This window comes from Pseudomonas sp. JS425 (assembly GCF_018223845.1).
GTDB lineage: Bacteria > Pseudomonadota > Gammaproteobacteria > Pseudomonadales > Pseudomonadaceae > Aquipseudomonas > Aquipseudomonas asiatica.
In genome coordinates, this window is the sequence record NZ_CP073661.1 from 4,385,396 (window position 1) to 4,399,168 (window position 13,773).

Consider the following 13,773-nt stretch of genomic DNA (forward strand, 5'->3'; position numbering starts at 1 on the left):
CGCAGCAAATCTTGCCACTGAGCGACCCACCGATCGCAAAGACAGGCCTGGTAACGACACCAACATCATTAGCTGACCAATCAGGCAGGTTTCTTGCACTGTTTTTCCAGGTCGCTACGAGGCGACAAAAGGGAAGAAATGCGGAAAAACAGGCTTACAAAAGATTTCAGAAGTTGTATACAATCAGCCCATCCGGTGGTGCGACATCCCGACGCGGTCCGCCCACCCCCGCACAAACGCACAAGAAGGAAGACTGCAGTGAGCGCTGACTACCCTCGCGACCTGATCGGTTACGGCAACAACCCTCCTCACCCGCAATGGCCGGGCAACGCTCGCATCGCGCTGTCTTTCGTCCTCAACTACGAGGAAGGTGGCGAACGCAACATCCTGCACGGTGACAAGGAGTCCGAAGCGTTCCTCTCGGAAATGGTCGCCGCCCAGCCACTGCAGGGCGTGCGCAACATGAGCATGGAATCGCTGTACGAGTACGGTAGCCGTGCCGGCGTGTGGCGCCTGCTGAAGCTGTTCAAGGACAGCGGCGTGCCGTTGACCATCTTCGCCGTGGCCATGGCCGCCCAGCGCCACCCCGACGTGATCCGTGCCATGGCCGAGGCCGGTCATGAAATCTGCAGCCACGGTTACCGCTGGATCGACTACCAGTACATGGACGAGGCCCAGGAGCGCGAGCACATGCTCGAAGCCATCCGCATCCTCACCGAAATCACCGGCGAGCGCCCGCTGGGCTGGTACACCGGCCGCACCGGCCCGAACACCCGTCGCCTGGTGATGGAGGAAGGCGGCTTCCTGTATGACAGCGACACCTACGACGACGACCTGCCCTACTGGGAGCCGAACAACCCTACCGGCAAGCCGCACCTAGTGATCCCCTACACCCTCGACACCAACGACATGCGCTTCACCCAGGTACAGGGCTTCAACTGCGGCGAGCAGTTCTTCCAGTACCTGAAGGACGCCTTCGATGTGCTGTACGCCGAGGGCGCCGAAGCACCGAAAATGCTGTCCATCGGCCTGCACTGCCGCCTGGTCGGCCGCCCGGCGCGCCTGGCCGCACTGAAGCGTTTCGTCGATTACGCAAAAAGCCATGACCAGGTCTGGTTCGCCCGTCGCGTGGACATCGCCCGCCACTGGCACGCCACCCACCCGTACAAGAAAGAGAACGCCTGATGACCGCCTTCAAGACCCTCAAGCCATCCGCCCTGGACCGCGACGCCTTCGTGAAGGCCTTCGCCGACATCTACGAGCATTCGCCGTGGGTAGCCGAAAAAGCCTATGACCTGGGCCAACTGGGCGAACTGGACGAGATCGAGGCGCTGCACCAGCGCATGAGCGACATCCTGCTCAGCGCCAACCACGCCGACCAGTTGGCGCTGATCAACGCTCACCCGGACCTGGCCGGCAAGGCCGCCATCCAGGGCGAGCTGACCGAATCGAGCACCAACGAGCAGGCCGGCGCCGGTATTCACCAGTGCACCGCCGAAGAGTTCGCCCGTTTCACCGAACTGAACGACGCCTACAAGGCCAAGTTCCAGTTCCCGTTCATCATGGCGGTAAAAGGCAGCAACCGGCACCAGATCCTCGCCTCCTTCGAAAAACGCATCCACAACGATGCCGATGCCGAATTCAAGGAAGCCCTGGCGCAGATCAACCTGATCGCCCTGTTCCGCCTGCTGCAGCTGTAAAGCCGCCGCAACGCTTGAGCCTTATCCAGAACAACGAACATAGAAGAGATATCCGCATGCGCACCCTGATGATCGAGCCCCTGACCAAAGAAGCCTTCGCCCCCTTCGGAGACGTTATCGAAACCGACGGCAGCGACCACTTCATGATCAACAACGGCTCGACCATGCGCTTCCACAAGCTCGCCACGGTCGAAACCGCCGAGCCTGAAGACAAGGCGATCATCAGCATCTTCCGCGCCGACGCGCTGGACATGCCGCTGACCGTGCGCATGCTGGAACGCCATCCGCTGGGCAGCCAGGCTTTCATCCCGCTGCTCGGCAACCCCTTTCTGATCGTGGTCGCGCCAGTTGGCGATGCACCTGTATCAGGTTTGGTCCGAGCCTTCCGCAGTAATGGCAGGCAGGGCGTTAATTACCATCGCGGCGTCTGGCACCACCCGGTGCTGACGATCGAAAAGCGGGATGACTTCCTGGTGGTTGATCGCAGTGGTTCCGGCAACAACTGCGACGAGCATTACTTCACCGAGGAACAGATGCTGGTCCTCAATCCCCACCAATAAGAAAAGGTCGGTCATTCAAGGGCATTGCCCGAGCGGGTGACCGGCAAGAGGTACATACTGTGGAAGCACACCTTCACGAATGGCTGAACCTGAGCATTCGCTGGGTTCACATGATCACCGGTGTCGCCTGGATCGGTGCATCGTTCTACTTCGTCTGGCTGGAGAACCACCTGAACCGAAGCAACCCGCGCGATGGGTTGTCGGGTGATCTCTGGGCAATTCACGGCGGTGGTATCTACCACCTAGAGAAATACAAGCTCGCCCCCCCGAAAATGCCCGAGAACCTGCACTGGTTCAAATGGGAGGCCTACTTCACCTGGATGTCCGGTATTGCCCTGCTGTGCGTGGTGTTCTACTGGAACCCGACCCTGTACCTGCTGGCCCCTGGCAGCACCTTGAGCGGTGCCGAAGGCGTGGCCATCGGTATCGGCTCGCTGATCGCCGGCTGGTTCATCTACGACTTCCTGTGCGACTCGCCTCTGGGCAAGAAGCCAGCGCTGCTCGGTGCAGTACTGTTCGTGCTGATCATCGCCGCATGCTGGGGCTTCAGCCTGGTGTTCAGCGGCCGTGGTGCGTACCTGCACACCGGCGCGATCATCGGCACCATCATGGTCGGCAACGTGTTCCGCATCATCATGCCGGCCCAGCGCCAGCTGGTTGCGGCGATCGAGAACAACCAGACCCCAGACCCGGTACTGCCGGCCAAGGGCCTGCTGCGCTCGCGCCACAACAACTACTTCACCCTGCCGGTGCTGTTCATCATGATCAGCAACCACTTCCCGAGCACCTACGGTAGCCAGTACAACTGGCTGATCCTGGCCGGTATCGCAGTAGCCGCGGTCCTGATCCGCCACTACTTCAACACCCGCCACGACAGCAACAAGTACGCCTGGACCCTGCCGGTCGGCGCCCTGGCGATGATCTGCCTGGCCTATGTCACCGGTCCGAAACCGATGGCCGTCAGCCCGGAGCAAGCTGCGGCGAAGGTCGAGTACCAGCCACTGCCCGCGACCGCTGTAGGTGGCAAGACCGCCGCCGAGCAACGCGCCGAAGACGCCGCCAAGGCTGCCGCAGCGCCTGCCGCGCCGGCCGAAGCCCCTGCCCAGGCCACCGCCCAGGCTGGCGGCGAGAGCTTCGACAAGATCCACAATGTCATCCAGGAACGCTGCACCGTGTGCCACTCGTCCAAGCCGACCAGCCCACTGTTCAGCGCCGCCCCTGCCGGCGTGATGTTCGACACCCCGCAGCAGATCCAGGCCCAGGCCGCGCGCATCCAGGCGCAAGCGGTCGCCAGCCAGATCATGCCGCTGGGCAACATTACCCAGATGACCACCGAAGAGCGCAAGCTCGTCGGTGACTGGATCGCCAAAGGCGCCCCGGTCAACTGAAACACAATTGTCGGGATAACACCGCCCCCTGTGGGAGCGGGTTCACCCGCGAAGAGGCCGGCACTCCCGGCCTCTGTTTCAAGACATATGCAACAAGCAAGCATCGAGCGTTCAGCGTCAGGCGGGAACCCCAGGCTCTCTTCATAGCGAGCCTGCCGCCTGAGGCCGGCGCTTGGATCCGAGAATAAAAACAAAACTCGAGGTGCTGCATGTCCGAGTCACGCAAGGCGTACATCCCTGTTGCGCCGCCGCGCGAGCCCTTGCCCCTGTTCCAACTGATCCTGGTTGGCCTGCAACACGTTCTGCTGATGTACGGCGGCGCGATCGCCGTGCCGTTGATCATCGGCCAGGCCGCCGGGTTGTCCCGTGAAGAAGTCGCTTTCCTGATCAACGCCGACCTGCTGGTCGCTGGCGTCGCCACCATCATCCAGTCCTTCGGTATCGGCCCGGTGGGCATCCGCATGCCGGTGATGATGGGTGCCAGTTTCGCTGCCGTCGGCAGCATGGTGGCCATGGCCGGCATGCCCGGCGTGGGCCTGCAGGGGATCTTCGGCGCGACCATTGCCGCCGGGTTCTTCGGCATGCTGATCGCGCCGTTCATGTCCAAGGTCGTCCGCTTCTTCCCGCCTCTGGTTACCGGTACGGTGATCACCTCGATTGGCCTGTCGCTGTTCCCGGTGGCAGTCAACTGGGCCGGTGGTGGCCAACAGGCAGATACCTTCGGCTCGCCGATCTACCTGCTGGTGGCCGGCCTGGTACTGGCGGTAATCCTGCTGATCAACCGTTTCATGCGCGGTTTCTGGGTCAACGTGTCGGTGCTGGTGGGCATGGGCCTGGGCTACATCCTGGCCGGCTCCATCGGCATGGTCGACCTGTCGGGCCTGAACGACGCACCGTGGCTGCAAGTGGTCACCCCACTGCACTTCGGCATGCCGACCTTCAGCCTGGCGCCGATCCTGTCCATGTGCCTGGTGGTGGTGATCATCTTCGTCGAGTCCACCGGCATGTTCCTGGCCCTGGGCAAGGTGACCGATCGTGAAGTTACCCCAGGGATGCTGCGTCGCGGCCTGCTGTGCGATGCCGGTGCGTCGTTCATTGCCGGCTTCTTCAACACCTTCACTCACTCCTCGTTCGCCCAGAACATCGGCCTGGTGCAGATGACCGGGGTGCGCTGCCGCTATGTCACCATCGTGGCCGGTGCACTGCTGATCCTGCTCAGCCTGCTGCCCAAGGCGGCCTTCCTGATTGCCTCGATCCCGCCAGCGGTACTGGGCGGCGCGTCCATCGCCATGTTCGGCATGGTCACCGCCACCGGGATCAAGATTCTCCAGGAGGCGGACATCGGCGACCGTCGCAACCAGCTGCTGGTTGCAGTGAGCGTCGGCTTCGGGTTGATCCCCGTGGTACGTCCGGAGTTCTTCGCCCAGATGCCCCAGTGGATGGAGCCCATCACCCACAGTGGCATCGCCATGGCCACGGTCAGTGCCCTGGTGTTGAACGTGCTGTTCAACATCCTTGGTGGTGCCGACCGCGCGGTGCACAACGAAGCCTGTCACCAACATTGAGCAAAGGGGGGCGGCGCGCTGCCGCCCCGCCTCGAATTCGCCGTAAACGCTACACCGTCGGCCCGCCGGAATGGGCCGTCCGGGGCGCCTGCGCGCCAAAAAAACCAAACAAAAACAATAAGTCCGGGAACCACAACATGAAACGCATCACCTCGTCCCTCTTGCTGGGCAGCAGCCTGCTGGCCACCCTCCCCGCCCACGCTGGTGAATGGCTGCAGTGGCATGGCGAAAGCCTGACCTACCTGTACGGCAAGGATTTCAAGGTCAACCCACGCATCCAGCAGACGGTGACCTTCGAGCACGCCAACAAATGGAAGTACGGCGATACCTTCATGTTCGTCGACAAGGTCTTCTACAACGGCAAGCCCGACCCGGGCAAAGGCGTCACCTCCTACTACGGTGAATTCAGCCCGCGCCTGTCGTTCGGCAAGATCTTCGACCAGAAGCTGGCGTTCGGCCCGATCAAGGATGTGCTGCTGGCCATGACCTACGAGCGTGGCGAGGGCGACAACGAGGCCTACCTGATCGGGCCCGGCTTCGACCTGAACATTCCCGGCTTCAACTACTTCACCCTCAACTTCTACCTGCGCAACACCGAAGGCAGCCGCCCCGGTGACAACGTCTGGCAGATCACCCCGGCCTTCTCGTACACCATTCCGGTGGGCAAATCCGACATTTTGATCGACGGTTACATGGACTGGGTGGTCGACAACGACCAGACCCGCCGTGGCACCTACCACGCCAACCTGCAGTTCAACCCACAGGTCAAGTACGACCTGGGCAAAGCCCTGAACCTGGGCGCCAAGCAGCTGTACGTGGGCATCGAGTACAGCTACTGGAAGGACAAGTACGGCATCGACAGCCAAGGCAATATCGACAGTAACCAGAGCGTCACCAGTGCCCTGATCAAGGTGCACTTCTAGAAAGCTGACCAAACGCACAAGTTTGTTCCACTCTGCTCCAGGACGGAGCACTTGAGGCAAGGCGCGCAAGCCAGTAATCTGCGCGCCCCCTCGATCAGGGCAGAACGGATTCTGCCTGCGTTTACTGACCGCTCAGTCAATGAATTCGGGCGGTTGGCCAACGTGTTGCCAGCCTGAAAGACCCTTTTCATCCGTTCAGAACGAAGTCGAGCAGGAAGGTTTTGCCAGCCCAGGAAAGTTGGCTCAACCCTTGCCAGACAGCTGTGGCCTATCGAAAAAAGCTGACTCAAAAGACAAAAAGCGCCAATAACGAGCGCTGACAACAGATCAATCAAGGGAGCGACATTCGCAATGCGTACCATCAACAGCCTGATCCTCGCCGGCGGCCTGCTGGCCTGTGGCACCACCTTCGGCGGCGACCTGCTGCAATGGCAGAACAACAGCCTGACCTACCTGTGGGGCAAGAACTTCAAGGTCAACCCGTCGATCCAGCAAACCGTGACCTTCGAGCACGCTGATGGCTGGAAGTACGGCGATAACTTCATCTTTGTCGACAAGATCTTCTACCAGGGCCAGAAAGATGAGGGCAACGGCCCGAACACCTACTACGGCGAAATCAGCCCGCGCCTGTCGTTCGGCAAGATCTTCGACCAGAAGATCGGGTTTGGCCCGGTCAAGGACGTACTGCTGGCGATGACCTACGAGTTCGGTGAAGGTGATACCGAGTCGTACCTGATCGGCCCTGGCTTCGACCTGGACATCCCGGGCTTCGACTACTTCCAGCTGAACTTCTACAACCGCACCACCGACGGCAGCCGCGCCGGCGACAACGTGTGGCAGATCACCCCGGTGTGGTCGTACACCATTCCGGTCGGTTCGTCCGATGTACTGATCGACGGCTTCATGGACTGGGTGGTGGACAACGACGAGAACCGCCGCGGCACCTATCAGGCCAACCTGCACTTCAACCCGCAGATCAAGTATGACCTGGGCAAGGCCTTGCACCTGGGCGAGAAGCAGCTGTATGTGGGTGTGGAGTACGACTACTGGAAGAACAAGTACGGCATCAAGGATTCCGATGCCTTCACCACGGACCAGAACACCATGAGCTTCCTGCTCAAGGTTCACTTCTGATCTGAGTACAGGGGCCGCCTTGCGGCCCATTCGCGGGTAAACCCGCTCCTACAGGGTCCGCACCGGATTCATGGCAGACGCTATACATGTGGGAGCGGGTTCACCCGCGAACCGGGGCGAAGCCCCGGCCAGGCAGCATCAACTGGCCGGCCGAACCGCTCGCCACAGTTTCCCCGCAATGCCCACCACGGCCAGCACCACAGCACCGGCCACAACTCCCACACCGCCGTTCAGCAGTGCCACGGTCAACGCCCCGCCACGCCCTTCGCTGAATGCCTCGATCGCATGATGCAGAGGTGCGATGCCATGCACCAGGATCCCGCCACCAACCAGGAACATGGCTGCCGTGCCGATCACCGACAGGCTCTTCATCATGTATGGCGCGGCACGCAGAATGCCGTTACCCACCGCCCTGGCCAGGCGTGATGCCTTGCGGGTCATCCACAGCCCCAGGTCATCGAGCTTGACGATACCGCCCACCAGCCCGTAGACGCCGATGGTCATGACCACCGCAATACCCGACAGCACGACGATCTGCTGGGTCAACGGCGAGTCGGCAACGATGCCCAGGGTGATGGCGATGATCTCTGCCGACAGGATGAAGTCGGTACGTACCGCGCCCTTGATCTTGGCTTTCTCGAACGCCACCAGGTCAACATTGGCATCGGCCACCGCCTCCTTGAGCGCTTCGTGCTCGGCGTCAGTTTCGGCCTTGCTGTGCAGGAACTTGTGCGCCAGCTTCTCGAAGCCCTCGAAGCAAAGGTAGGCACCGCCCAGCATCAGCAACGGCGTCACCGCCCAGGGAATGAACGCACTGATCAGCAGCGCTGCCGGCACCAGGATGGCCTTGTTCACCATCGAGCCCTTGGCTACTGCCCACACCACAGGGATCTCGCGCTCGGCACGTACCCCGGTGACCTGCTGGGCATTCAGCGCCAGGTCATCGCCCAGCACGCCTGCGGTCTTTTTCGCCGCCACCTTGGTCATCACCGAGACGTCATCGAGCACAGTGGCGATGTCGTCGATCAGTACCAGTAGACTGCTTCCTGCCATGTTTGCCTGCATCCAGAAGAGTAAGTGTCCAGGATTCTAGCCCAAAGCCGCTGCCTTGAGCGCCCGTCGAGCCCGGTGCTACCATGCCCGATCCCTCTTAGAGGTGGCCAGACACGAGGAAGATCCCTGACCATGAGCACCATTCGCGAGCGCAACAAGGAACTGATCCTGCGCGCGGCCAGCGAGGAATTCGCCGACAAGGGCTTCGCCGCCACCAAGACCAGCGATATCGCGGCCAAGGCCGGCCTGCCCAAGCCGAACGTGTATTACTACTTCAAATCCAAGGACAACCTCTACCGCGAGGTCCTGGAAAGTATCATCGCGCCGATCATGCAGGCGTCTACCCCGTTCAATGCCGACGGTGACCCGAAGGAAGTGCTGAGTGCGTACATCCGCTCGAAGATCCGCATTTCGCGCGACCTGCCGCATGCGTCCAAGGTGTTCGCCAGCGAGATCATGCACGGTGCCCCGCACCTGTCGCCGAACCAGGTAGCGCAGTTGAACGAGCAGGCGCGACATAACATCGAGTGCATCCAGCGCTGGATCGACCGCGGGCAAATCGCCCATGTGGATGCGCATCACCTGATGTTCAGCATCTGGGCAGCGACCCAGACTTATGCCGATTTCGACTGGCAGATCTCTGCCGTGACCGGCAAGGCCAAGCTGGCCGACAGCGATTATGACGCGGCGGCGGAGACCATCATCCGCATGGTGCTCAAGGGCTGCGAGCCCGAGGTAGCCTGACCCCCGGCGCTGGCTTCTTCGCGGGTGAACCCGCTCCCACAGGGACACCACGAGCTTCAAGCCTGTGATGATCCTGTGGGAGCGGGTTCACCCGCGAATTGGCCGGAACAGACAACAGAGAATTAGGCTGCTACACCCGCATCCGCCTTCAACCCCACCTCCTCGATCGCACTGATCGCGCACTGCTCGTCGATATCCGACGTATCCCCGCTGATCCCTACCGCACCCAGCACCTTGCCGTCCTGATCACGCACCAGCACACCACCCGGCGCCGGCACCACCGGTCGCTCGCCCAACCCGTTCAGCGCGGCAAAAAATGCCGGCCGCTGCTGCGCGTCCAGCGCCAGCAGGCGCGACCCCTTGCCCAGGGCAATCGCCCCCCAGGCCTTGCCGGTAGCCACCTCCGGCCGGATCAGGCTGGCGCCATCCTCGCGCTGCAGCGCCAGCAAGTGGCCGCCGGCATCCAGCACCGCCACGGTCAGTGGCGCGGCGTTGATCTTGCGGCCCGCCGCCAGCGCGGCATTCACCAGGCTGACCGCGACTTTCAGGCTCAAAGCGTTCATGGAAAGGTCCTCTTCTTGTTGTGAGAAGCCCTGAGGGCAGGTGAAAAACCGATAGGCCAATAGAACACAGCTGAATCTTTTTTTGTATACAATAAATTGAAACGATCGTATGCGAGATTGCAAACGCTCGTTTTCACGGGCGCTTGAACGAAAGCGACCTCGTCCGACGAAAACCCGTTGACCTGAGCGGCCAGCCGTGAATACACTCTGGCACAAAGCAAGTTGTATACAATTACAAAATCGATGAGGCACAAACCATGAGCAAAATGAGAGCAATCGATGCAGCCGTTCTGGTCATGCGCCGTGAAGGTGTAGATACCGCGTTCGGCATCCCGGGGGCTGCCATCAACCCGTTGTACTCGGCCCTGAAGAAAGTCGGTGGCATCGATCACGTCCTCGCTCGTCACGTCGAAGGCGCCTCGCACATGGCCGAGGGTTACACCCGTGCCAACCCAGGCAACATCGGCGTGTGCATCGGCACCTCCGGCCCAGCCGGCACCGACATGGTCACCGGCCTGTACAGTGCCTCCGCCGACTCCATCCCGATCCTCTGCATCACCGGCCAGGCCCCACGTGCCCGCCTGCACAAGGAAGACTTCCAGGCCGTCGACATCACCAACATCGTCAAGCCGGTCACCAAGTGGGCCACCACCGTTCTGGAGCCAGGCCAGGTGCCTTACGCCTTCCAGAAGGCCTTCTATGAAATGCGCACCGGCCGCCCAGGCCCGGTACTGATCGACCTGCCGTTCGACGTGCAGATGGCCGAAATCGAATTCGACATCGACGCCTACGAACCGCTGCCAGTGCACAAGCCGTCCGCTACCCGCGTACAGGCCGAAAAAGCCCTGGCCCTGCTCAATGACGCCGAACGCCCGCTGCTGGTAGCCGGTGGCGGCATCATCAACGCCGACGCCAGCGACAAGCTGGTCGAGTTCGCCGAACTGACCGGTGTACCAGTGATTCCAACCCTGATGGGCTGGGGCACCATCCCGGACGACCACGCACAGATGGTCGGCATGGTCGGCCTGCAGACTTCGCACCGTTATGGCAACGCCACCCTGCTGAAATCTGACCTGGTGTTCGGTATCGGTAACCGTTGGGCCAACCGCCACACCGGTTCCGTCGACGTCTACACCGAAGGCCGCAAGTTCGTGCACGTGGACATCGAGCCGACCCAGATCGGCCGCGTGTTCACCCCGGACCTGGGTATCGTTTCCGACGCTGGCAAGGCACTGGACGTGTTCCTCGAAGTGGCCCGCGAATGGAAAGCCGCTGGCAAGCTGAAGTGCCGCAAGGCCTGGCTGGAAGACTGCCAGGAGCGCAAGGCAACCCTGCAGCGCAAGACCCACTTCGACAACGTGCCGGTCAAGCCGCAGCGCGTCTACGAAGAAATGAACCAGGTATTCGGCAAGGACACCTGCTACGTCAGCACCATCGGCCTGTCGCAGATCGCCGGCGCGCAGTTCCTGCACGTGTACAAGCCACGCCACTGGATCAACTGCGGCCAGGCCGGCCCGCTGGGCTGGACCATCCCTGCCGCCCTCGGTGTGGTCAAGGCCGATCCGAAGCGCAAGGTGGTCGCGCTGTCGGGTGACTACGACTTCCAGTTCATGATCGAAGAGCTGGCGGTGGGCGCACAGTTCAACCTGCCGTACGTGCACGTGCTGGTGAACAACGCCTACCTGGGCCTGATCCGTCAGGCACAGCGTGGCTTCGACATGGATTACTGTGTACAACTGGCGTTCGAGAACATCAACTCGACCGACGCCGCCACCTACGGTGTCGACCATGTCGCCGTGGTCGAAGGCCTGGGCTGCAAGGCCATCCGTGTATTCGAGCCGGCCGAGATCGCCCCTGCCCTGCTCAAGGCACAGAAGATGGCCGAAGAGTTCCGCGTACCGGTGGTGGTCGAAGTGATTCTCGAACGTGTGACCAACATTTCCATGGGCACCGAGATCAACGCGGTCAACGAGTTCGAAGACCTGGCCCTGGTCGGCAACGACGCGCCAACCGCCATCTCGCTGCTGGACTGATCGCCTGACGCCCCCGTGCCGACCCCTACCTCAGGGCGCCGGGGGCCTTCATCGCTAGGAGACACAACATGCCTCGCTTCGCTGCCAACCTGTCCATGCTGTTTACCGAACAGGACTTCCTGGCCCGCTTCAAGGCTGCCGCCGATGCTGGTTTCAGCGGCGTAGAGTACCTCTTCCCGTACGATTTCAGCGCTGCCGAGATCAAGCAGCAGCTGGACGCCAACGGCCTGACCCAGGTGCTGTTCAACCTGCCGGCGGGCGATTGGGCCAAGGGTGAGCGCGGTATCACCTGCCACCCTGACCGCGTCGAGGAATTCCGCGCTGGTGTCGACAAGGCCATCGAATACGCCAAGGTGCTGGGCAACACCCAGGTCAACGCCCTGGCCGGCATTCGCCCACAAGGCCCGGACTGCGCCACCGTGCGCAAGACCTTCGTGGAAAACCTGCGCTACGCCGCCGACAAGCTGAAAGCCGCCGGGATCCGCCTGGTCATGGAAATGATCAACACCCGCGACATCCCAGGCTTCTACCTGAACACCACCAAACAGGCCCTGGAAATCCAGGCCGAGGTTGGCAGCGACAACCTGTTCCTGCAGTACGACATCTACCACATGCAGATCATGGAAGGTGACCTGGCTCGCACCATGGAAGCCAACCTGAAACTGATCAACCACATCCAGCTGGCCGACAACCCCGGCCGCAACGAGCCAGGCACCGGCGAGATCAACTACCGCTTCCTGTTCGAACACCTGGACCGCATCGGCTACCAGGGCTGGGTGGGCGCGGAGTACAAGCCGCTGACCACCACCGAAGCGGGCCTGGGCTGGCTGAAGACCCATAACGCAATCTAAGGCTGATCGGGTCCCGTGACACATGCCTGACCCTGTGGGAGCGGGTTCACCCGCGAATGCGATGTTGGCTTCACTGCCGCTTTCGCGGGTAAACCCGCTCCCACAGAGTTTTGTGTCCAACAATGGGGCCTGTGCAGCCTGCTCCATCGAGATTCAACAAATACAACGAGGTAATCTCTCATGGCTAAAATCGGTTTCATCGGCACCGGCATCATGGGCAAGCCCATGGCTCAGAACCTGCAGAAAGCAGGTCACAGCATCTTCATTTCCACCCACCACGACGCTGCTCCGGCCGACCTGATCGCCGCCGGTGCCGTGGCCCTGGCCAACCCGAAGGAAGTTGCCCAGGAAGCCGAGTTCATCATCGTCATGGTCCCCGACACCCCGCAGGTCGAGAGCGTCCTGTTCGGTGACAACGGCGTGGCCGAAGGCGTGGGCCCGAACAAGGTCGTGATCGACATGAGCTCGATCTCCCCTACCGCTACCAAAGCCTTCGCAGAGAAGATCAAGGCTACCGGCGCCGCCTACCTGGACGCCCCGGTGTCCGGCGGCGAAGTCGGTGCCAAGGCCGCGACCCTGAGCATCATGGTCGGTGGCTGCCCGAAAGCCTTCGAGCGCACCCTGCCGCTGTTCGAAGCCATGGGCAAGAACATCACCCGCGTCGGTGGCAATGGCGACGGCCAGACCGCCAAGGTGGCCAACCAGATCATCGTTGCCCTGAACATCCAGGCCGTTGCCGAAGCCCTGCTGTTCGCCGCCAAGAACGGCGCCGACCCCGCCAAGGTACGTGAAGCCCTGATGGGCGGCTTCGCCTCGTCGAAGATCCTCGAAGTGCACGCCGAGCGCATGATCAAGGGCACCTTCGACCCAGGCTTCCGCATCAACCTGCACCAGAAGGACCTGAACCTGGCCCTGCAGGGTGCCAAGGAACTGGGCATCAACCTGCCCAACACCTCCAATGCCCAGCAAGTGTTCAACACCTGCCAGGCCCTGGGCGGCGGCAACTGGGACCACTCGGCGCTGATCAAAGGCCTGGAGCACATGGCCAACTTCTCGATCCGCGACGACAAGTAAGTAATTTTTAGCCTTCACCGGCCTCTTCGCGGGTGAACCCGCTCCCACAGGATTTACGCCGTCTTCAGCCTCTGTGAAGTCCCTGTGGGAGCGGGTTTACCCGCGAAGAAGCCAACACCGTTGAACCTGCGACCACAGCTTCAAAGGTGGCACCGAGCAACACCCGCCCCTGGTTCGGCCTGCAC

13 protein-coding genes are annotated in these 13,773 nt (G+C 61.7%); 11 read left to right on the forward strand and 2 right to left on the reverse strand.

Annotated elements, in window-relative coordinates:
- The first annotated feature begins 258 nt into the window (after positions 1-258).
- The 7 genes from puuE to KDB76_RS20335 all read left to right on the forward strand — a co-directional run bounded on the left by puuE (position 259) and on the right by KDB76_RS20335 (position 7,270).
- The gene (gene puuE, locus KDB76_RS20305) at positions 259-1,185 is read left to right on the forward strand and encodes an allantoinase PuuE (RefSeq protein ID WP_013973531.1); all 927 of its coding nucleotides are present in this window, start codon (positions 259-261) and stop codon (positions 1,183-1,185) included.
- Positions 1,185-1,700 carry a 2-oxo-4-hydroxy-4-carboxy-5-ureidoimidazoline decarboxylase gene (gene uraD / locus KDB76_RS20310; protein WP_013973532.1) on the forward strand — a complete coding sequence of 172 codons (516 nt, stop codon included), beginning with the start codon at positions 1,185-1,187 and terminating at the stop codon, positions 1,698-1,700. Before puuE ends, uraD begins: the two co-directional genes overlap by 1 nt.
- A 56-nt stretch (positions 1,701-1,756) precedes the next feature.
- On the forward strand, positions 1,757-2,260 hold the full coding sequence (locus KDB76_RS20315; RefSeq protein ID WP_003259500.1) for an ureidoglycolate lyase: 504 nt from the start codon (positions 1,757-1,759) through the stop codon (positions 2,258-2,260).
- 59 nt (positions 2,261-2,319) lie between these two features.
- Positions 2,320-3,648 carry a urate hydroxylase PuuD gene (locus KDB76_RS20320; RefSeq protein ID WP_013973534.1) on the forward strand — a complete coding sequence of 443 codons (1,329 nt, stop codon included), beginning with the start codon at positions 2,320-2,322 and terminating at the stop codon, positions 3,646-3,648.
- 209 nt (positions 3,649-3,857) lie between these two features.
- On the forward strand, positions 3,858-5,213 hold the full coding sequence (locus KDB76_RS20325; RefSeq protein ID WP_013973535.1) for a nucleobase:cation symporter-2 family protein: 1,356 nt from the start codon (positions 3,858-3,860) through the stop codon (positions 5,211-5,213).
- Positions 5,214-5,350: 137 nt separating this feature from the next.
- The gene (locus KDB76_RS20330) at positions 5,351-6,136 is read left to right on the forward strand and encodes an outer membrane protein OmpK (RefSeq protein WP_013973536.1); all 786 of its coding nucleotides are present in this window, start codon (positions 5,351-5,353) and stop codon (positions 6,134-6,136) included.
- Positions 6,137-6,487: 351 nt separating this feature from the next.
- The gene (locus KDB76_RS20335) at positions 6,488-7,270 is read left to right on the forward strand and encodes an outer membrane protein OmpK (protein WP_003259506.1); all 783 of its coding nucleotides are present in this window, start codon (positions 6,488-6,490) and stop codon (positions 7,268-7,270) included.
- A 138-nt stretch (positions 7,271-7,408) separates the two neighbouring features.
- On the opposite strand, the gene KDB76_RS20340 is transcribed toward KDB76_RS20335, so the two are convergent.
- On the reverse strand, positions 7,409-8,323 hold the full coding sequence (locus tag KDB76_RS20340) for a DUF808 domain-containing protein (protein WP_038410029.1): 915 nt from the start codon (positions 8,321-8,323) through the stop codon (positions 7,409-7,411).
- 132 nt (positions 8,324-8,455) lie between these two features.
- Between KDB76_RS20340 and KDB76_RS20345 the strand changes: the two genes are divergently transcribed.
- Positions 8,456-9,067, forward strand: coding sequence for a TetR/AcrR family transcriptional regulator (locus KDB76_RS20345; RefSeq protein ID WP_013973538.1), 612 nt, complete (start codon positions 8,456-8,458; stop codon positions 9,065-9,067).
- 122 nt (positions 9,068-9,189) lie between these two features.
- Here the strand turns inward: KDB76_RS20345 and KDB76_RS20350 are convergent, their stop codons facing one another.
- Positions 9,190-9,630: a heme-binding protein gene (locus KDB76_RS20350; RefSeq protein ID WP_038410030.1), complete on the reverse strand. Its 441-nt coding sequence runs from the start codon at positions 9,628-9,630 to the stop codon at positions 9,190-9,192.
- A gap of 257 nt (positions 9,631-9,887) precedes the next feature.
- Between KDB76_RS20350 and gcl the strand changes: the two genes are divergently transcribed.
- The 3 genes from gcl (at position 9,888) to KDB76_RS20365 (ending at position 13,588) form a co-directional block, all read left to right on the forward strand.
- Positions 9,888-11,663, forward strand: a complete 1,776-nt coding sequence (gene gcl, locus KDB76_RS20355) for a glyoxylate carboligase (protein ID WP_015271168.1) — start codon at positions 9,888-9,890, stop codon at positions 11,661-11,663.
- Positions 11,664-11,731: 68 nt separating this feature from the next.
- Positions 11,732-12,514: a hydroxypyruvate isomerase gene (gene hyi, locus KDB76_RS20360; protein WP_003259508.1), complete on the forward strand. Its 783-nt coding sequence runs from the start codon at positions 11,732-11,734 to the stop codon at positions 12,512-12,514.
- 180 nt (positions 12,515-12,694) lie between these two features.
- Positions 12,695-13,588: a 2-hydroxy-3-oxopropionate reductase gene (locus tag KDB76_RS20365; RefSeq protein WP_003259509.1), complete on the forward strand. Its 894-nt coding sequence runs from the start codon at positions 12,695-12,697 to the stop codon at positions 13,586-13,588.
- The last annotated feature ends 185 nt before the right edge of the window (positions 13,589-13,773 follow it).